Source organism: Methanobrevibacter thaueri (genome assembly GCF_015062905.1).
Lineage (GTDB): Archaea > Methanobacteriota > Methanobacteria > Methanobacteriales > Methanobacteriaceae > Methanocatella > Methanocatella thaueri_A.
Window position 1 is genome coordinate 37605 of the sequence record NZ_SUTK01000008.1, and the last position, 20217, is coordinate 57821.

Genomic DNA, 20217 nt, shown 5'->3' on the forward strand with positions numbered 1-20217 from the left:
CACTACAGTGCAAATTTTTCAATGGCTTCTGCCACTCCGTCGCCAAACATGTTTTCACAGGCATATGTGCTTATCTCTTTTAGCTTGTCGTCTGCATTGCCGACAGCTATCTTGTATCCTACCTCTTTTAGGAAATCTTCGTCGTTTTCACTGTCCCCAATTGCCATAACGTTTTCCATGTTTATTCCGTTTCTCTCACAAAGGTATCTTAGTGAACTTCCCTTGTTGACGCGCTTGTCAGTAATGTGGAGCGCAAATCCGCTGTCATAAATTTCAAGCTGGTCAAGGTATTTAAAGTCTTTCAGGGCATCTTCCAGTTCTTCTCGGGCAAGGGTCTTGTAAAATACGGTTTCGGTTAGTCTGTACATGTTGTCGTGGGAGGCATGCTTGTCGAACTTTTCACCAAGTTTCTCCTTCAAGTGGTCTTCGGCAGAGGTTACGAAATCCCTTTCGACCATGGTTTCAACGGCGTTGTTGTTTTCTCCTTCCTTAAAGACGACTCCTCCATTTTCTGCTACAAGGCCTCCGCTGCAGCCTATTAGAACTTCTGCTGCATAGGCATAGTTTACGACGTTTCCGGTCACTATAATTGTTGGAATTCCTTTGGCTTCTGCCTTTCTTAAAGATTCAATCGCTGAGATGCAGATTTGCCTTTTGTCGTCTGTTATTGTTCCGTCGATATCTACTGCTATTGCTTCGATTGCCATTTTATCCCCTTGAATACCTGTGTGCAATGTTACATGTTCCTTCCTTACTTACCATACATGCTCCTATAGGGTGCAGAGGATTGCACGCTTTCCTGAATAGCTTGCAGTCTTCTGGTCTTGCAAGGCCTCTTAAAATAGGTCCGCAGATGCATCCTTTTGGAGCTTCATTAACGTCCTGGACTTCAATGTCGTATTTTTCACGGGCGTTGAAGTCTGCAAATTCCTTCTTGACTTCAAGAATGGAATTAGGTATTTTTGGAAATCCTCTCCATTCCCTTGATGTAACGTCAAATACCTGGTCAATCATGTCTGTTGCTATTACGTTACCTTCTTCCTTAACGGCTCTTTTGTATTCATTTTCTATTTTCGGTGTTTCGTTATGGATTTGTCTTAAAATCATGTAAACAGACATCAGTATGTCCAATGGGTTGAATCCTGCAACTGCCTGTGGTATTCCGTAATCTGTTGAGAAGTATTCGAAAGGTTTGGTTCCGATGATTGTACATACGTGTCCTGGCTGAATCAATGCATTCAATGTGGTTTCGCCTGAATTGATCAAAAAGTCGATTGCAGGTGGAATCATTCTGTGGCAGGACAGTACTGAGAAGTTTTCCGGAGGTGTTGAGAGCAGCTCTGCAGCGGTTGTTGGTGCAGTTGTTTCAAAACCTGCTGAAATAAATGCAACATCATTGTCTACCTTTTCAGCTATTTCAATTGCCTTGTTGATACCATACACAACCCTTACGTCTCCGCCTTCTGCCTTTGCGTCTGCAAGGGATCTTTCTGAACCTGGAACCCTTAGCATGTCTCCGAAAGTGGTTATTGTAACTCCCTTGTCAATGAGTTCCAATGCTTCATCGATTTCACGTGATGGAACCACACATACTGGACATCCTGGCCCTGCGATGATTTCAACTTCCTCTGGAAGCAGGCTTCTAATTCCGTTTTCCATGATTGTGTGTTCGTGGGAACCGCACACGTGCATTATTTTAACGGGTGTTGCTAGGTCGTTGATTTTATCTATTAACTTTTTTGACATTTCTTTCATACTCATAATAACACCGAAGATTTAATATTATATCATTACTATATCTATTATTGTATTAATTAAATTTATTGTATTTTAAGGGAGATATATGTTTAACAATAATAAAATTTTAGTAGTTATTCCCGCAAGGGGAGGTTCAAAAGGCATTCCACGTAAAAACATTCGTTTGCTTAATCATAAGCCCTTGATTTCCTATGCTATCAATATAGCCAAATCATCACAGTACGTTGATGACATTGTGGTAACTACTGATGATTCTGAAATTGCATTGTTGTCAGAAAAGTTCGGAGCAAGTGTAATAAGGCGTTCTGAAGAATTAGCCGGCGATGAGGTTCCGCTTGATCCTGTCATATATGATGCAATGGTTAAAAAAGAAAAACAAGCTTTTGATGAGTATGATCTTGTAGTAACGCTTCAGCCGACTTCACCTTTGCTGAAATCATCCACTCTTGATGCTGCAATTGAAAAATTTGAGGATTTTGCGATTGACAGTGTGCTGTCAGTTGTGGATGACAGACATTTGAGTTGGGGATATGATGAGAATAATGAAAGGTTTTTCCCGAATTACATCGAGCGAAAAAACAGGCAGTACCTTCCAAAGGATTTCAGGGAAACCGGAGCAATTCTAATAACCCGAAGAAACTTTGTTCATGAGGATTCACGTTTGGGAACCAATCTTGACCTGATTGAAGTGTCCCGCCAGGAAAGCGTTGACATTGACAATTATGAGGATTGGTGGATTGCTGAGAATTATCTGCAGAAGAAGAAGGTTGCAATCGTTGTAAATGCCTATGATGAAATCGGAACCGGACATGTTTACAGATGCCTGTCCATAGCTTCAAAACTGGTTTTCCATGAGGTTTTGTTCCTGATGGATGAGCAGCGCCAGCTTGGAATTGACATTGTCGGCAACTACAATTATCCATATAAGCTCTATGATGGTGAGGATGATCTTGTAAAAATATTAAGGGAGTACTCTCCACAGATTGTCGTCAATGATATTCTGGATACTTCAATTGAATATGTGTCTCAATTGAAGGAGGACGGATATTTTGTAGTAAACTTTGAGGACTTGGGAACCGGTACGGAAGCGGCTGATGTGGTCTTTGACGCATTGTATGAACATGATGTCGGCGAGAAGAACATATTCACAGGCCATAAGTACTATATCCTGAAGGATGAGTTCTACTTCCAGCCACAAAAGATTATTGCTCAAAAGGTTGAAAATATCCTCATCACATTTGGAGGAACTGACCCGAACAATTTCACGGAAAAGGTAATAGATTCAATCTTGGCAACCAGCTATGACGGAAGAATCAATGTGATTCTTGGATTAGGATATGATGGTCTCGAAGAGTTGATTGACAAATATGAATCAAATCAATCCATTCAGATTTACAGAAATGTTTCAGACATCAGCGAATTCATGTTTAAGGCGGATATGATATTTACTTCCGCAGGAAGGACCATGTATGAGGTCTGTTCACTGGGAGTTCCGACAATCTGCCTGTGCCAGAATGAACGTGAGTTGACTCATGTTTTTGCAAATGAGACAAACGGGTTCATAAACATGGGTCTGGGTGCTGAAGTTGGAAAACAGCAAATCATTGATGAGTTTGTTAAGCTGGTAAACGATTATGACTTAAGGCTTGAAATGAACCAAAAGATGTTGAATGTTGACTTGAAGGATGGTTTTGAAAACATCTGGTCAATTATTCGTGAAGAATACAGGAAATTTGAGCTAAGAGGTAAAAAGCATGAAAATATTCAATAAATATCCATATCTGATTGCGGAAATCGGTGTTAATTTTTATGACATTGCCAAAAAGGAAGGAATCTCAGACATGGATGCTGCCAAATTCATGATTAATGAAGCAAAGAAATGTGGTGTAGATGCGGTTAAATTCCAATCATATAAGGCGAATACAATTGCATCCAGGAATTCTCCTGCATATTGGGATTTGTCTGAAGAGCCTACAACATCCCAGTATGAGCTGTTTAAAAAGTTCGATAAGTTCGGTGTCGATGAGTACAGGGAGCTTGCCGAGTATTGCCAACAGATAGGAATAAAGTTTTTATCCACTCCTTTCGACTTTGAATCTGTGGACTATCTGGATGAGTTCATGGATATTTATAAGATTTCATCTTCCGATTTGACCAATATTCCATTCATAAAATATATTGCAAGTAAGAATAAGCCAATCCTGCTTTCAACCGGTGCGGCAACATTAAATGAAATCAAAGAGGCGGTCAATGCCATTGAAGAGGTTTCAACTGTTGATATTGCAATAATGCATTGTGTTTTGTCATATCCTACTGCATATGAGGATGCCAATTTGCTGATGATTAAGGATTTGGCTGAAAATTTCCCGGATTATGAGATTGGCTATTCCGACCATACAAAGCCGGATAAAGACATGGCGGTTTTAACAACTGCATATAATTATGGTGCCACAATCCTTGAAAAGCATTTCACAGTGGACAAGACCCTGCCGGGCAATGACCATTATCATGCGATGGATCCGGATGATGTTATCAAATTCAAGTGGAATGTTCATTTCATATCCAAAATCAACGGTATGAAAAACAAGCAGCCTCTGATTTGTGAATCTTCATCAAGGCGTCAGGCAAGAAGATCTATTGTTGCAGTTAGGGATATCAATAAGGGTGACGTTATCTGTGAGGATGATTTAACATTCAAGCGTCCGGGCACTGGAATTTACCCTTCAAAGATTGATGAAGTCATTGGAAAAACTGCCAAAGTTGATATTTCAGAAGATACATTGCTTGATTTTGACATGTTAGAATAATCGGTGTTTCAATGTCAGTTAGTGTTAGAGATATTTGTGAAGTTTTCTTCGACCTTGAAAATAAATACGGTCTTAATTATCAGGAAATTCAAGGTTGTTATGCATGGAAATTAATCAGAATGCATCTCTATTATGACATTACACGCAAAACAAAAATCTTCGGAGCCCCTCAGCAGAAATCATTGTCTCTTGCAGATAAATTCAACACATTCTTACCTTTTTTTAAAAATTCAGTATTGCATAATCCATTCAATGGAAAATACCAAAAGGATATTCTGATTTTTGATCATCCCCGTAAGGTAATCTTTAATGGGGAATACTGTGACATCTACAGCAAGTTCCTGGTTGATTTTTTAAATGACGATTACTCTTTTCAAGTTTTGGAATCCCCTTATCTGAATCATCACTATACTCAAAAGCAAGATTACATTCGCTATACTGATGCAATCCAATTGGGGTCCTATGTTCACAAGAAGTTTAACAAGGTCGAATTCACTAAAGAAGAGGAAGACCTTATTTTAAAGGTTCAAGGCGAATTGGAAGCCGCTTTCAATATAAAGCTCAATATCCCATGGATGCTGAAGACCCATATCCTAAATTTCCAGTATGATTATAAAAAATACATTGAATTATTCAAGAAAAGAAAGCCTAAACAGATTTTTGTTGTTGTAGCATATGAAAATCATGCAATTGTTGCGGCGGCAAAGCATTTGGGCATTGAAGTCATCGAACTTCAGCATGGAACGATTACATATTATCATTTGGGATATTCATATCCTGAAAAAACCAGATTGGATGGTGAAATCCCATATTTCCCTGATAAGATATTGTCTTTTGGGGAATACTGGATGAATGGCGACATGTCCCCTATAGATATGGAAAACATCATTCCGGTGGGATTTCCATATTTCGAATATCAGTCAAAGGATTTCATTGACCTTGATGCCATCGACAATCAGGTTCTGTTCATATCCCAGGGAGTGATTGGGAAATACCTCTCCAAACTTGCATTTGAGTTTGCAAAGACTAATGATGATTTAAATATTATTTATAAGTTGCATCCGGGAGAGTATGAAACCTGGAGGCAAAACTATCCTGAACTGGTTGAGGCTTCATCTTTTGACAACTTTGAGGTCATAGACAACAGTGAGATTCCGTTGTATAAGATGCTGGCCCAGTCCAATTATCAGGTTGGCGCATTTTCGACAGCTATTTATGAGGGAATGATGTTCGGCTGCAAAACATTTATCCTTGATGTTCCGGGTGTCGAATATCTCGATGATCTTATTGAGAGAGGTTATGTTTTTAAAATTGAAGATGCTGATGACTTAACTGATAATCTGGAGAATTTCAAACCTACGGATTATGATGGAAATTTCTTCTTTAAGAATTTGGACAAGGAACTGTTGAAGATGGTGGTTTACAATGGATGAGTATGTCAAGTTCATTAAAAGGATGGGAGTAGTAGGTATTGCAAATATACTGATTTCCCTAAGTGGATTGATATTCATTCCGATTATCACCAAAAGCTTTTCAACAGCGGATTATGGTGTTTGGGCTCAGGTAAACACCTTTGTATCACTTGTTCCGAATTTTGTTAATTTGGGCCTTCCATACACTATGGTCCGGTTTTTAGCGGCTGAAAAGGATAAAACGATTATTAGGCAATCATTTTATTCAATGATGCTATTGGTTTTGGCATCAACAGTGATTGTGTCATTCGTATTCCTGATGTTTTCAAATCAAATTGCAGGGGCCCTGTTTGATGGAAGCATGCAGATAATGTATATTGTTATTGCAATGTCATTTTTCGCATGTTTGGATTTGATGCTTTTAAGCTATTTCAGGACATTTCAGCAAATCGTTCTTTATTCAGCATTTCTGGTATTGCAGACTTATATTGGGGTAGTGCTCAGTATAGTTCTGACTTGGATGCATCAGCCTATTGATGTGGTTGTTTTGGGACGTTTCTTCGGTTTCTTCTTTGTATTTGTCGCAATGGCCATTTTAATTGTTCGTGAATTGGGCGTTACCACTAAACTGAAGAGTTTAAGGGAGGAATTGAAATTTGCAATTCCAACAGTTCCGAATAACATATCCTCATGGGTTGTTGATTCAAGCGACAAATTTGTAATCGGAATATTTCTTGGATCTGCTGCAGTCGGATGCTATTCACCGGGATATGCGTTGGGAAATATCATTCTAATGTTTTTGACTCCATTTGCGGTTTTGCTTCCTGCAGTGTTGCCGGAATATTATGAAAAAGGAGATATGGGTACTGTAGACACATTTTTAACATATTCCATGAAATATTATCTTTTAATCACTATTCCCGCAGCAGTCGGCTTAAGTCTTCTTTCAAAGCCGTTGCTCTACATATTGACAACAACCGTCATAGCAGACAATGGGTTCATGATAACTCCATTGGTGGCATTGGGCGCACTATTTATGGGAATCTACGGTATTGTAAACAATATTATTATTTTAGAGAAAAAGACAACAATTCTTGCCCATATTTGGATTGCTGTAGCTATTTTGAACATCGTTTTAAATGTCTTTGCGGTGCCGTACATCGGAATTTACGGTGCGGGGCTTGCAACACTGATTTGCTATTTCTTTGCATTTGCCGTTACCCTGTTCTACTGTAAAAGGTATGCTAGATTGCCGTTTGACTATAAATCCATTGTAAAAATAATAATTGCCTCCATAATCATGGGAGTCTTTGTAATTTTCGCAAATCCTACTGGTATCATCAATATTTTAATAGTTGTTGCCGTTGCCGTTGCGATTTACTTTGCTGTGGTGTTCCTCTTAAAAGGAATTGACAAAAAAGAGATTAATTTAATTAAGGGCATGATTTAGTGGAACTTTTTTTCTTTTTTCAATTTTTCGTAATGGTCGATATCTCTATATTTAAAGACTTTTGCAGGATGGCCTCCAGCTATTGCATATTTTTCAATGTCTTTAACCACTACGCTGCCCGCCTGGATGATTGCGCCTTCACCAATCCTTACGCCAGGCAATACTGTAACGCGATTTCCCAGCCACACGTTATCTTCAATAATGACGTCTTTTGAGATTATAGTATCATCATATGGGATTGCATTGCCCTTGTCATAATTGTGTATGCTTGTGATTATCATGCACTCTATGCCTGAATGGAAATTGTCTCCGATAATTACATTACCATTTCCCTGAATTTTCATTCCATTAAAATTAACATTGTTTCCTAAAGTGGTATTTGGTGTAACGTAACTTTTACCATTTACCTTGAAGTTATTTCCATAGCTTTTTGCAACACTCTCACATCTATGTTGATAGAGTTTTTTCTTAATATTGCCAAAAATCATAGTATCAAAAAAAGAAATTAAATTTCTGCAGAACAGTCTGCAGAATATTTACTAAGTAAAACAGCACATTTGTCAATGGTTTCTTGATCTAATTTGATTGTACTATTTTTGATTTTAAATAACAGTTCTTCCATAAATAAGTCTTCATCAGTCAAAGGCATATTTATTACAACAACTTCATTATTAATAAAACCAACTAAAGGTTCAACAAAGCAATTTTTGATATTATTATCGTTTAAGAAGTTAATTAAATCTTCACCTAAGGACAGTGCTTTTTGTTTGATTTTGTCATCTTGAGAAAATTTAGCCTGTTTTGTAGTGTATCTAAATCTTCTTTTGTTTCCATCAACAGGGATTTCTTCAATTTTATCCTCATCTAATTCAGTGGAACCAATTAAATTTAAGTTTTCATTTTCAGCTTCCAATCTGAGTTTAGGATTATATTTTTGTGAAAGAAGAGCATAAATTCCAGTTGGACCAACTACTACGTGGTTAATGCTTGAAGAAGATGTAGGGGTTTTCAAATTGTAGAAAACGTAGTAATCATTAGAAAGGGTTAATAAGTGTTCTCTAATAATTCTTGTTCTTTCTTCTACCTGTTTTTCATCTCTTGTTTTATAGAGTCCATAACTGAGCATTATGACTCCAAGAAATATTGCAACAATACCTATACCACTATTGATGAGTAAAATCTCAATAATACTAATTATGAAAATACCAATTCCAACAACTAAAATGATTGAATTTGTATCCATGTTATTAATGTCAAATCCGATATCAGGATTATGAATGGAGTTTTTCTCAGGTATCACTTCGCCATTATCAGGTTCTGCCATACTTATTTTATCCAAGAAACTTCCAGATGATTTTTTGGAGAATTCGTTGTCGTCCGGATAATAAACTTTCATGCTTTTGAAAAATTCATTTTTGAGGAAAGTCTTCAAAACATTATAGTCATTTGTGTTCGGAACTGCAAATTCTTTTCCAAATTTGGATAGGACTTCCGCAGGAATTGTAGTTCTGGCAGTGTTGTTAATGTTCTCATTTGTTTCTAATTCTTCTCTTATTTCGTCATCTGCAATTTTTTGCATATGCTCTTCAGAAAAGAATTTTCCAAGTCTATCGGTGAATGATTTTATAGAGAAATCTGGTTCATCATTTGTAAATTCTTCAGATGTTGGGGTTTCAACTTTAGAGTTTTGCCTAATGGTTTCTAGTTCAGTTTTTCTTTCTTCAAGATATTTATCCAATTCCTTATTCATTTCGTCATCCAAATATCTTAAAGGTCCTCCACAACTGTCACATTCGTAATCAAGTATGCTATCGCTACTTCTTATCTTATATTTTAATCCACAATCTTGGCATTGCACAATATAGGAATTATCATATTTTAATGTGCTAGTGTATGAAGAATTTTCGCTGGTTTCGTCATTAGAATAATCTTCTAAGTATTCTAAGTCACCTGCACATGAAGAACACTCAAATGTTGTGATATCGTCATCATCATCGAGTTGGTATTTTGCACCACAGTTCTTACAGCATACAACTTTCATAATATCCTCTTAAAATTGCTTTATGATATTAGTTATAAATTTTTTTTATTATATATGTTTCTAATAATTATTAATGCAGTCATGGTAAATGCCTTCAATTTGCTTTGAAACCTTGTCCCAATCATATTTTTCTTCGATTAGTTTTCTTCCATTTTTTCCAAATTTTTCACACAATGAATCGTCATTTAATAATGTTTCAATGCAATTGAACAAGTCATTTTCATCAAATTCGCAAACGAGGCCCACATTATCCTTTACCCAACTTTGGATATGGTTGTTTTTTGTCAATATCAATGGTTTGAAACAGGCCATGGCTTCAAGTCCGCTTGTGGTGAATGATTCGTATCTTGAAGGCATGATGAATATATCACAGTCAACCAGTGCTTCAATTTTATTTTTTCCGGTCAGGACGCCTGGAAACAGTACTTTGTCTTTTAAATCAAATGTTTCAATTAATTTTTCCAGTTCCTCTTTAAATCCATAATCTCCGCCGACTATGGCCAATTTGACGTTGTCTTCGGATATCCTGCTGAAACTTTTAACCAGTAGGTCAAGGCCTTTTATTTCATGGATTCTTCCTAAAAAAAGAATCAGCTTTTCATCGCTGCCGATATTGTGCTTTGATTTGAAGTTGCCTTTTTCAGGCAAATTATTGTACTCATCTATATTGATTCCTAATGGAACGATTTCAATTTTATCTTCTGGAACTCCCATTTTCAGATATTGTTCCTTTTCCACTTCTGTCAGGGCGAAAAGCTTGGATGCATCATGCAATATGTCGAATCCCCACATATTATCGAATATCTCTTTCAATTTTTCTTTTTGAAAAACCAGCAGAACAGATCCGTGGGCCTGAAGGACATAGGGGACATTATTTTTTTTGGCATACCTGTGGGTTGCAATGGCCAGGGATTGCCTGTGTTCGTGGATATGGATTATGTCGAATTCTGTGATTGTCTTTTTAAGATAGTTGATCAGACTGACGGGAGTGTCAATTGTCATCTTGTTTTTAAAGGTATTTGACAGGTTTTTAAAATAAAATACTTTAATGCCGTCAACATCGACATTGTAATTGTCTTTGAATTTCAATCTTTTATCGCAGCTGTCTGTTGTATAGACGCTGACATTATGTCCGTTTTCCACCTGTTTTTTGGCAATTTGATATGATGCGTTCACGACCCCTCCATGTGAAAAGCAGGGAGCAAATGACGGCACAACATGTAGGATATTCATTTTAAACACTTTTCTCGTATATGTAAACATTGCTTATGTTTTTTGTCTCTGTAAAGTTTGTCAGATTCAGGGTTCTGTCCGATATGTAATATGTGACGTTGCTTGAGTCAATCGTTTCGGTATCATAACTTTTTATTGGCACGAGATTTCCTCCCAGCCACCAATTGTAGGCTCTAACATTGTACACTCCAATTGAAATGTTTTCATAATCGGGATGGGTGGTAATGATGTAATCTGAAACGTCTTCTATTGCTTTGAATTCGCTTGTTTCTTCAAATGTATATGTAAACGCGAAAGCTTGAATGATGAACAAAACAACCAGTATGAGAGGTATTATATTTTCATTGATTTTAATACGTTTGTTGATTGTGTCGACTGAAAGCAGAATGAAGTACACTATTGCCGGAAATGCTGGTAAGAAGTATCTGTTAACTTTAATTGAATAATAACTGTAGAATATCACATTTGAAAATATCCAGGCGAGCATAAAACATTCGTTTTTATTTTCACTGTCTTTGCCCAGGAAATAAATGCCTATTAGAACCAATACTGTTGTGATTACAGAACTGATTCTTGTAAAACTCGCAATTGCCAATATGAAGAATAATAATGGAATGATGTCCTTTTTTTGTGGTTTTCGCTTATTGTCATATAGCCACAGCCCAATTCCAAATATTAATATGCCTATTATTCCCCAGGCCAGGGGTGTTGGATCCTTTAAAACAGGATTGCCATCAATTACCGTGTGTGAATTTGATATGAAATTGATGAAATTGGTTGCATAGTAGCTTACGTCTTCATTATATGCGGGATCTTTCTGTGACCCTTGGGCTCCACTGACTCCGGATGAAATCTGGCTTCCGACACCAAAATTGCCATGCCCCATACTTACTATTGACGCCATGATAATTGCTGTCAAAATCAAAGCTATTGCAATTCCTCTGAGAATATATTTTAAATCATTTTTATCGATTTTAAACCCTTTTTTGTAAACGTAGTAAAGTGCAAGCGCAGGTAAAACCAATAGAATTGTATATCTTGTAAAGATTCCCAATACGATGAATACTATGGCATGCTGATAGTATTTGGGATTGTCATCTATTGCAAGGATTGTAAATAAGACTATCCAGATAATCATTGACACGGCAGGAATGTCCAAACTACCATTTGCCAGCCAGGTAAGATAAAGAGTCAATGAACAGTAAATTACAGTGCCCGCCAGGCTTAGTGTTTCATTGAAGTATCTCTTAAATAATAGATATAATCCAAGATTTCCAAAAACTGCAAACGCTCCTGTCACTATATAAATGGCATTCTTGTCTACAAATCCAAAATAAAAGAATATTGATGTCAATCGACATATCAATGGGGATAGGTAAATAGTTCCTGTCGCGCGAATATTTGTTCCTGTATAATAAAGCGCATTTAAAAGATAAACGTAAACGTCGGAACAGTAAATTCCAATGTTATTGTTGAAGTTAATGTAGTATCCGACCAAAATAATGCTGTAAATCAGAATAAACAGCAAACAGTATTTATCCTTTTGTTTTATATTAAATTCCTCAAACATTATTACTATTTTTTTTAATTAGTTTTATTTAAATCTATGTTAGAAAAATGATCCAAGGGCAAAGGATAGAAATGCAATAAGCATTCCAATCTTCAACAGTTTTGAGGATTTGTGGGCTACGGATTCTTCCTGTGATTTCATAATCAAGATTGCGGAGTAGAGGAATATTATTACTGCAATTGCAATCACGACCAGATATAACACTCCAAAAATGTGGTAGATGTATAGCAATGGACATAATGCGCAGTCGATAATGATTAGGACTGTGGCAAGTATTGCAGGTGTCTTTTTGCCAATCAGGATAGGCAGAGTTCTTGCGCCATCCTTTTTATCTCCTTCAACATCTTCGATATCCTTGATGATTTCACGTGCGGTTGTCATGACGAATGCGAAGAATCCTAAAAATATGGAGGTCATCACGATGTCAGGATTGTTTATTGTAAATCCTCCAAAAACAAATCCGAAACCGGTCATGAATCCCACGGCCAGGTTTCCAATCAATGGGGTTGCCTTTAATTTATATGCATATAGGTAAAGGACCACATCTGCAATCAGAACAATTGCAAAAGGAATCCAATTGCCTGTCAGATAGCTGATTAGAAATCCGCAGATGGTGCCTGCCAAAAACAGGAGATATGCATAGTTTCTTCCATTTTTAAGGGAAATCCTCCCTGAAGGTATGGGCCTTTCAGGCTTGTTGACCAAATCTATATTGTAGTCGAAGTAATCATTGATGACATTTCCTGCGGCGGTTTCAAAAAATACGGCAATCATTGCAAGCACGATTGGTATGCTGATTGTTTTGTCTATGATTGCTATTAAAATAATTGAAATTGCACCCATTAGTGCATTTCCTGGTCTTAAAATTTCTATATATGGATTCATATGACTTCCTCAAGGATTTTTGAAAAATTCTTTGCAGTATTTCTTAAAGAGTAATCTTGTGCAAATTCATTTCCGGTATATTTCAGTTCATTTTTATTATATTTTGTGTAATAATCATAAATAGCTTTTTTGCAATCTTCAACATTGGACACATGATAGCCTATGTTGGTTTTGTCAATCAGGTCTTTAAGGGAACCTTCTTTATACCCTATTGAGAGAATAGGCTTTCTGCAGCCTATGCAGTCATAGACCTTGCCTGGAATGAACATCTTTTCGGATTCGTTCATCCATGAAATCAGCAGCAATACATCTGAGTTCATCTGATGCTTGAGAACTTCACTTTGTGTTATCCTTCCGTGGATATTGACATTGTCCGTGATGTCGTATTTCTGGGAAAGTTCTCTGAGATTGGTTTCATCACCATAAAAGTCAACAATGATCTTATCGGAATCTATTTTGTTTTCGCTGATCAATTGCCCTATTGCATCAAACAATATTGACGGGTCCCTTTTTCCACTGTAAAGTGATCCCGCATACATCAAGGTTAGCTTTTCGCTGTTTTTTGTCTGTTTTGTTTTTTCAAAATCCTCTGGATCAAATCCTGAAACCACAGTTGTGATTTTTTTATCTGGATGGATGCCCTGCAGGGTTTCTTTAGCCAATTCGGTTGTTGTTGTCAATGCGTCGACATTCTTAAATGTTTTCATTTCCAATCTCTTTTCAAAATGTCTTCTTATGAACGTGTGGTTGATGTAAGGATTCAGGTTCCATAAATCCCTCAAGTCTGCCACCCATGGAATGTTGTACTTTTCCTTCAAGTCATGGGCTATGATATGTGAAGTGATGGGGGATGAGGTTGAGAGTATCGCATCTATCTTTTCGTTTTCAATGATTTCTGAGGCCGCTTCTACTGCAGGCTCTTTCCAGTATTTCATGCTGTCCGGATATGCAAAAATCTCTCCTGCGAGGGATAATGATTTTGAAACGAACTTGTTTGTCTGGTCTCTTCCGCTCACCTCTCGCTTGCGGCCGGTATTATTGGATTTTGGCATGAATCTTGAAATCATGTCCTGATAATCGGTTTCAATGACTCTGACATTATCCATCTTTACAGTATCGTTGGATGTTCTCGGCACAATCACAATCGGTTGCCATCCGAATGAGGGCAGGTATTTTGAAACTCCCCTTAATCTTTTTGATGCAATTCCCGTATCATGATTATAGTTAAACGCGATATAAATGACCTTTTTCATTTTTTTATCTCAAATATTTTTAATTCAATATTATTGTTTTTGCTTTATCTTTTAAATTAATTTTTCCCTAACTTTTATTATTCAGTTTTTAAAAATATAATTATCAATCAGATGATTATTTCATCGAGGTTTTTTAATTAAATAATTGGGGGAAAACATGACTTTAGAAGACTATTATCTCAAACTTCCTGACTTTATAAAATTCAATCCGAAAATTCTAAAATTGAGTTTTGATGTTACAGATAAAATCAAGCAATCCAATGGAATCTCCACTGAGGATTACCTTTCAAGATTGTCTGAGGAATCTGAAGTCAACAATATGCGCAGCAAATTCCGCCAATTATATGTTGACCTGCTTATTTTCATCGATAAAATTTGCAAAAAATATGATATTGGCTATTGGCTGGGTTTCGGTACACTCTTGGGTGCTGTAAGGCATGGAGGATTCATTCCATGGGACGACGATATCGATCTGGTTGTCCTTAGAAAGGATTACAATAAGCTGATAGAAGTGCTGCCGAAGGAGCTTGAAAAATATGATTTGAAGCAATTCTGCGGATTAACATTGCTTCGTGAAAACCGGCGAAATCATTTCAATGATTTCAGAAGCGTTTATGATGTCCGGAATAAGGACGGCAACAACATGGTTGACGGAAAATATAACTTTCTGCAAATTGCCTGGATGAAACCATTCGTTAAAATAGACATATTTCCTTTCGATTTTATTGAAGATGACAAGCTGGACGCCATTTATGACAAGTTTGCTCCTGCCCAGTACAGGTTCTACAATGATATGCTAAAGAATAAGGTAAAATTTAGTGATAGGATTGATTCTGCACGCGGTGAAGTTGGATTTACGGATTCAAAGACTAAACAATTTTCAGATACTATTGAAGGCGTTCCTCATTGGAAAATACGAATTTTTGATTATGATAAGACGTTTCCATTGGAGTCCATTGAATTTGAAGGACACATGTTCAACTGTCCTAAGGACTGCAGTCATCATCTTACCAGCATGTTTGGACCTAATTACATGGAATTTCCCAAAGTAATTGAAAATCACAATACCCTTGAATTGATTGAGGCCCAATTCAGTTCAGCTGAAGAGATGTATGGTGCTTTTGAAGATGCAATTAAATGCATGGAAAATGTCAATGAAATTTTCGAATAAGGATAAATTATATATATTCTAGAATTGATATCATAATATAGTATTATAAATTAAAGAATTACTTTTTATAATTTTTAGTTGGTGTTATAATTGAATAAGATTAAGATAGCCATTGTCGGATTAGGAAACTGTGCAAGTTCCTTAATTCAAGGTATACATTATTATGATGGTAAAAATCCAGAAGATGCAATCGGATTGATGCATTGGGACATTGGAGGATATGCTCCTAGTGACATTGAAGTGGTTGCAGCTTTTGATGTAGATGCAAGGAAAGTTGGAAAAACAATCGATGAGGCAATATTTGCCAAACCGAACTGTACAACTGTTTTCCAAAAGGATATTCCGAAATATGATGTTAAGGTAAGTATGGGTCATGTTTTAGACGGTGTTGCTGAGCACATGTCAAATTATGATGATGAATACACATTTGTTGTAAGCGACGAAGAGCCTGTAGATGTTGTAAGCGTCTTGAAGGAAAGCGGTGCTGAAATATTGGTAAACTACTTGCCTGTAGGTTCCGAAGAAGCTGCAAGATACTATGCTCAATGTGCACTTGATGCTGAAATCGCATATGTTAACTGTATGCCAGTATTTATTGTAAGTGATGATGAATGGGATGCTAAATTCAGAGAAAAAGGAATTCCTATTGTTGGAGACGATATCAAAGCTCAAATTGGTGCTACCATTACTCACAGAACTTTGGCTAGCTTATTCATGGATAGGGGAGTAAAATTAGACAGGACCTATCAAATCAATACTGGTGGTAACACTGACTTTTTAAACATGCTTAATCGTGAAAGGTTAGACTCCAAAAAGGAATCCAAAACCGAAGCTGTCCAATCTGTATTGACTGAAAGAATGGATGATCGTGATATTCACATTGGACCTAGTGATTATGTCCCATGGCAAAACGATAATAAATTATGCTTCCTCAGGATGGAAGGCCGCACATTCGGTGATGTTCCAATGAACATCGAATTGAGATTGAGTGTGGAGGACTCTCCGAATTCAGCAGGATGTGTAATTGATGCAGTAAGATGTTGTAAAATTGGTTTGGAAAGAGGCATTGGCGGACAATTGACTTCAATTTCCTCATACACAATGAAACATCCTCCGATTCAATACACTGATGACGAAGCATATGAAAACGTTGAAAAATTCATTTCCGGCGAATTGGAAAGATAATTTTTCAATTTTTCACTACTTTTTTTTTATTTATTTCTATAACTTTTTTTTAAGCCTTTTTTAATTAACTTATATATTCAATTTATATATTACAAAAAACATATATTATAGTTGGATAATTTAAGATTATTTTATTGATGAAAAATTAAAAGAGGTGTAATTAATGGCAAAAGTGAGATTTACAGAAACAGCACTTCGTGATGCTCACCAATCTTTACTTGCAACCAGGATGAGAACTGAAGATATGATTCCTATTGCAGAAGAGATGGATAAAGTCGGATATTTCTCTGTTGAAGCTTGGGGTGGAGCTACTTTTGATACTTGTATTAGGTATATAAATGATGATCCTTGGGAAAGATTAAGGGATCTCAAAGCTGCATTTAATCGTACTCCAATACAGATGCTTTTAAGAGGGCAAAATTTAGTTGGTTATAAGCATTATCCTGATGATATCGTAACTAAATTCGTGGAAAAATCCTATGAAAACGGAGTTGATGTTTTCAGAATTTTCGATGCTTTAAACGATGTAAGAAATATGGAAAAAGCAATTAAAGTAGCAAAAGATCAAGGTGCACATGTTCAGGGAACAATAAGTTATACTATAAGTCCGGTTCATTCATTGGATAATTTTGTAGAACTTGCAAAGGAATTGGAAGCACTTGACTGTGATTCAGTTGCTATTAAAGATATGGCCGGTTTGATTACTCCTTCTGCTGCTTTTGATTTGGTTACAAAATTGAAAGAAGAAACTGATTTGCTTGTAGACTTGCACTGTCACTGTACCAGCGGAATGACTCCTATAAGTTATTATGCTGCCTGTCAGGCAGGTGTGGATGTTTTGGATACAGCTATTTCACCTCTTGCATGGGGTACTTCACAGCCACCAACAGAAAGTATGGTTGCGGCACTTCAGGGAACTGAATTTGATACAGAATTGGATTTGAAATTATTAACCTCCATTAAGAAATACTTCGATAATCTTAAAACAAAATATGGAGGACTTATCGATCCTATTTCAGAAAGTGTCGATACTGACGTATTGCTATATCAGATTCCTGGTGGAATGCTTTCAAATCTCATATCTCAGTTAAAAGAACAGAATGCCATGGACAGATACACTGATGTGCTTGAAGAGATGCCAAGAGTAAGAAAAGACATGGGATACCCTCCACTTGTAACTCCTACCAGTCAGATTGTAGGTATCCAATCCGTAATGAACGTCTTGGGTGGGGAAAGATATAAAAACGTATCCAATGAAGTTAAAGAGTACATGAAAGGAATGTATGGTAGGTCTCCAGCACCGGTCGACCCTGAAATATTTGAGAAGGTCATTGGTGACGAAGAGGTCATTACCTGCAGACCAGCCGATCTGATTGAAGATGAGTTTGATAAATTCAAGACTGAAGGTGAAGAGGCTGGATTTGTTAAATCTGATGAAGATGCATTGACTTATGCGTTATATCCTCAAATAGCTCCAAAATTCCTTAAAGGCGACTTGACACCGGAACCAATCCCTGGAACTCATGGAGGTCCTGTAGAAGTCGTTATCGCTAAGGAAATTCCAAATGAATATGATGTTGAAGTTGACGGAGACATCTTCAATGTAAAAATATTGCCTACCGGAATTGACATAGGTCCTAAAGAGGAGAAAAATGACTGCAAGGATAAGGAAGGCGCAGTATTGTCCTCAATGCAAGGTATGGTAATCAGGCTCACTGTTGAAGTTGGCGACGAGGTCAAAGCAGGAGACACCATCTGTGTTGTTGAAGCCATGAAAATGGAAAACGATGTCCAATCCGAAGTGGATGGGGTCGTTGAGGAAATTTTCGTTAAAGATGGTGACGAACTCAAGAAAGATGACTGCATAATGGTAATCAAATAGATTACCTTTATTTTTTCTTTTTTTTAGTAATTTTAAACTTACTTGTAAATTTATATGTTTTTAAAATTTAACTATTGTAGTGAGTAGTTATTTTGGTGATGATTATGAAAGATATTTTTGATGAATGTCAATTAGGAGATTTAAAACTTAACAGCAGAATTGTTAGAACCGGGACTTGGGAAACCGAAACCGAAGAGGGAGGATTTTTATCCCCTGCAGTCTATGATAAGTATGAAAGAATTGCAGGCAGCGGAACCGGTCTGATAATTTCTGAAATGTTTGTGCTTGACCGAAAGGACCGTTTTGCACCATATTCAGCAAACCTGAATTATTTGGGTTTCGTTAAGGAATACAAGATGGTAACCGACATCTGCCACAATCATGATGTGCCTATTTTAGGTCAACTGGCATTCTTTTACTATGATGACGGTGACAATCAGAAAGCGGAGCCGAATGATTTAACCTCTGAAGGAATAAGGAAACTGCAGGCCGAGGTGATAATGGCAGCCAAGAAATTCTCATTTGCAGGTTTTGATGGAATTCAAATCGACATGGGTAACAATTTCTATTTGGCACGTTTCATAAACCCTTACTTCAATCAAAGACAGGACAATTATGGTGGAAGCACCGAAAATCGTGTAAGGATTGCATCAGAGATTATTAAGGTTATCAAAAAGACAATGCCGGGTTTTCATGTAAGCATCAGAATCAATCCGTGGGATGTGAGAAAGGACGGTATGACTGCTGAAGAAAGTATCAGGGTTGCAAAGGAATTGGAAAAAGCGGGAGCTGACAGCATACAATTGACCGCACGTACAATATCCTATCTTTATGACGGCAAGGAAAAGAATCCATTTTTGGTATATGCCGATGAACTGATTGGATCTTTGGATATTCCTGTTATTCTGGGAGGATCTTTAAGGGACATGAAATCAATGAATGATGTTTTGAATCATAGTGAAGTCGAGTTCATGTCAATGTCCAAGCCGTTTGTGGCACAGGCTGATTTTCTGGCCGACTGGAAAGCTAATGGTGAGGGAGAATCAATCTGTCAAAGCTGCAATAACTGCTACTCTAAAAAAACCAGTACCTGTTTTAAGTATGGGGTCAATACTGACTAATTATTGTAGCGGGTTTTAACTAATTTTTTTTACTTATTTTTTCATTGTAATTTTTGCTTTCGGCATTCTTGTTGAAATGTGGATATAATCACTATTTTTTTCTTTTGATTTGCTTGGTTGTGCTTGACATTAATGGCATTGTTTCGGATTTCATTTTGCAACTTTAATATGATATTAATAAGGAATAGTCAGTTCAAAAATATCGCTTTATCAGATAATAGAATAATGAAATTAAAGATTTAAAGAAAAAATAATTTTTCCAATAAACTTATCTATTTTTTTTGACAAAGTATTTACCAGGTAATATAATTTTTTTATCAAGTATATAAAGGAGTGGTGCAATGAATAAAAATAATGTAATGATAATTTTCTTATTGACAATGGCATTATTCTGTTTGCTTAACGTTGCAGCTGCAAGCGATTTTAATGATACTTCAATAAGCGAGGTT

General features: G+C 36.7%; 16 protein-coding genes. 8 read left to right on the forward strand and 8 right to left on the reverse strand.

The window, feature by feature from the left end:
- Positions 1-2 precede the first annotated feature (2 nt).
- Both E7Z79_RS03015 and hypD read right to left on the reverse strand, forming a co-directional pair.
- Complete coding sequence (locus tag E7Z79_RS03015) at positions 3-707, reverse strand: phosphoglycolate phosphatase (protein ID WP_303738502.1); 705 nt, start codon at positions 705-707, stop codon at positions 3-5.
- Position 708: 1 nt separating this feature from the next.
- Positions 709-1755: a hydrogenase formation protein HypD gene (gene hypD / locus E7Z79_RS03020; protein WP_303738518.1), complete on the reverse strand. Its 1047-nt coding sequence runs from the start codon at positions 1753-1755 to the stop codon at positions 709-711.
- Positions 1756-1843: 88 nt separating this feature from the next.
- Here hypD and E7Z79_RS03025 point away from each other — a divergent pair, with 88 nt between their 5' ends.
- The 4 genes from E7Z79_RS03025 to E7Z79_RS03040 are packed head-to-tail and all read left to right on the forward strand — an operon-like array spanning position 1844 to position 7427.
- Complete coding sequence (locus tag E7Z79_RS03025) at positions 1844-3529, forward strand: cytidylyltransferase domain-containing protein (RefSeq protein WP_303738503.1); 1686 nt, start codon at positions 1844-1846, stop codon at positions 3527-3529.
- Positions 3513-4565 carry an N-acetylneuraminate synthase family protein gene (locus E7Z79_RS03030; protein WP_303738504.1) on the forward strand — a complete coding sequence of 351 codons (1053 nt, stop codon included), beginning with the start codon at positions 3513-3515 and terminating at the stop codon, positions 4563-4565. Before E7Z79_RS03025 ends, E7Z79_RS03030 begins: the two co-directional genes overlap by 17 nt.
- Positions 4566-4576: 11 nt before the next feature.
- Positions 4577-5998, forward strand: coding sequence for a sialyltransferase (locus tag E7Z79_RS03035; protein WP_303738505.1), 1422 nt, complete (start codon positions 4577-4579; stop codon positions 5996-5998).
- Positions 5991-7427, forward strand: coding sequence for a lipopolysaccharide biosynthesis protein (locus E7Z79_RS03040; protein WP_303738506.1), 1437 nt, complete (start codon positions 5991-5993; stop codon positions 7425-7427). Before E7Z79_RS03035 ends, E7Z79_RS03040 begins: the two co-directional genes overlap by 8 nt.
- On the opposite strand, the gene E7Z79_RS03045 is transcribed toward E7Z79_RS03040, so the two are convergent.
- From E7Z79_RS03045 to E7Z79_RS03070, 6 genes are read right to left on the reverse strand one after another with little or no spacing between them, the layout of a single operon-like run.
- Positions 7424-7915, reverse strand: coding sequence for a DapH/DapD/GlmU-related protein (locus tag E7Z79_RS03045; RefSeq protein WP_303738507.1), 492 nt, complete (start codon positions 7913-7915; stop codon positions 7424-7426). The two genes, E7Z79_RS03040 and E7Z79_RS03045, sit on opposite strands and share 4 nt — an antisense overlap.
- 17 nt (positions 7916-7932) lie before the next feature.
- Positions 7933-9468 (reverse strand): NERD domain-containing protein, encoded by a 1536-nt coding sequence (locus E7Z79_RS03050; protein ID WP_303738508.1) that lies wholly within the window; start codon positions 9466-9468, stop codon positions 7933-7935.
- Between the two features lie 60 nt (positions 9469-9528).
- Positions 9529-10701, reverse strand: a complete 1173-nt coding sequence (locus E7Z79_RS03055; RefSeq protein ID WP_303738509.1) for a glycosyltransferase — start codon at positions 10699-10701, stop codon at positions 9529-9531.
- 1 nt (position 10702) lies between these two features.
- The gene (locus E7Z79_RS03060; RefSeq protein ID WP_303738510.1) at positions 10703-12271 is read right to left on the reverse strand and encodes a glycosyltransferase family 39 protein; all 1569 of its coding nucleotides are present in this window, start codon (positions 12269-12271) and stop codon (positions 10703-10705) included.
- Positions 12272-12310: 39 nt separating this feature from the next.
- A complete protein-coding gene (locus E7Z79_RS03065) occupies positions 12311-13156 on the reverse strand; it encodes a UbiA family prenyltransferase (protein ID WP_303738511.1) in 846 nt (281 codons plus the stop codon).
- Positions 13153-14409: a glycosyl transferase GT4 family protein gene (locus E7Z79_RS03070; RefSeq protein ID WP_303738512.1), complete on the reverse strand. Its 1257-nt coding sequence runs from the start codon at positions 14407-14409 to the stop codon at positions 13153-13155. The genes E7Z79_RS03065 and E7Z79_RS03070 overlap by 4 nt, the downstream gene beginning before the upstream one ends.
- 157 nt (positions 14410-14566) lie before the next feature.
- Between E7Z79_RS03070 and E7Z79_RS03075 the strand changes: the two genes are divergently transcribed.
- The 4 genes from E7Z79_RS03075 (at position 14567) to E7Z79_RS03090 (ending at position 19768) form a co-directional block, all read left to right on the forward strand.
- Complete coding sequence (locus E7Z79_RS03075) at positions 14567-15580, forward strand: phosphorylcholine transferase LicD (protein ID WP_303738513.1); 1014 nt, start codon at positions 14567-14569, stop codon at positions 15578-15580.
- 90 nt (positions 15581-15670) lie between these two features.
- Positions 15671-16765: an inositol-3-phosphate synthase gene (locus E7Z79_RS03080; protein ID WP_303738514.1), complete on the forward strand. Its 1095-nt coding sequence runs from the start codon at positions 15671-15673 to the stop codon at positions 16763-16765.
- A gap of 163 nt (positions 16766-16928) precedes the next feature.
- Positions 16929-18647, forward strand: coding sequence for a sodium-extruding oxaloacetate decarboxylase subunit alpha (gene oadA / locus E7Z79_RS03085; protein WP_303738515.1), 1719 nt, complete (start codon positions 16929-16931; stop codon positions 18645-18647).
- 104 nt (positions 18648-18751) lie between these two features.
- The gene (locus E7Z79_RS03090) at positions 18752-19768 is read left to right on the forward strand and encodes an NADH-dependent flavin oxidoreductase (RefSeq protein ID WP_303738516.1); all 1017 of its coding nucleotides are present in this window, start codon (positions 18752-18754) and stop codon (positions 19766-19768) included.
- Positions 19769-20217: the final 449 nt, after the last annotated feature.

Coding starts and splice junctions, on each gene's coding strand:
- E7Z79_RS03030 (WP_303738504.1), top strand. CDS start 3,513: ATGAAAATATTCAATAAATATCCATATCTGATTGCGGAAATCGGTGTT.
- E7Z79_RS03025 (WP_303738503.1), top strand. CDS start 1,844: ATGTTTAACAATAATAAAATTTTAGTAGTTATTCCCGCAAGGGGAGGT.
- E7Z79_RS03060 (WP_303738510.1), bottom strand. CDS start 12,271: ATGTTTGAGGAATTTAATATAAAACAAAAGGATAAATACTGTTTGCTG.
- E7Z79_RS03050 (WP_303738508.1), bottom strand. CDS start 9,468: ATGAAAGTTGTATGCTGTAAGAACTGTGGTGCAAAATACCAACTCGAT.
- E7Z79_RS03075 (WP_303738513.1), top strand. CDS start 14,567: ATGACTTTAGAAGACTATTATCTCAAACTTCCTGACTTTATAAAATTC.
- oadA (WP_303738515.1), top strand. CDS start 16,929: ATGGCAAAAGTGAGATTTACAGAAACAGCACTTCGTGATGCTCACCAA.
- hypD (WP_303738518.1), bottom strand. CDS start 1,755: ATGAAAGAAATGTCAAAAAAGTTAATAGATAAAATCAACGACCTAGCA.
- E7Z79_RS03040 (WP_303738506.1), top strand. CDS start 5,991: ATGGATGAGTATGTCAAGTTCATTAAAAGGATGGGAGTAGTAGGTATT.
- E7Z79_RS03065 (WP_303738511.1), bottom strand. CDS start 13,156: ATGAATCCATATATAGAAATTTTAAGACCAGGAAATGCACTAATGGGT.
- E7Z79_RS03070 (WP_303738512.1), bottom strand. CDS start 14,409: ATGAAAAAGGTCATTTATATCGCGTTTAACTATAATCATGATACGGGA.
- E7Z79_RS03055 (WP_303738509.1), bottom strand. CDS start 10,701: ATGAATATCCTACATGTTGTGCCGTCATTTGCTCCCTGCTTTTCACAT.
- E7Z79_RS03045 (WP_303738507.1), bottom strand. CDS start 7,915: ATGATTTTTGGCAATATTAAGAAAAAACTCTATCAACATAGATGTGAG.
- E7Z79_RS03035 (WP_303738505.1), top strand. CDS start 4,577: ATGTCAGTTAGTGTTAGAGATATTTGTGAAGTTTTCTTCGACCTTGAA.
- E7Z79_RS03015 (WP_303738502.1), bottom strand. CDS start 707: ATGGCAATCGAAGCAATAGCAGTAGATATCGACGGAACAATAACAGAC.
- E7Z79_RS03090 (WP_303738516.1), top strand. CDS start 18,752: ATGAAAGATATTTTTGATGAATGTCAATTAGGAGATTTAAAACTTAAC.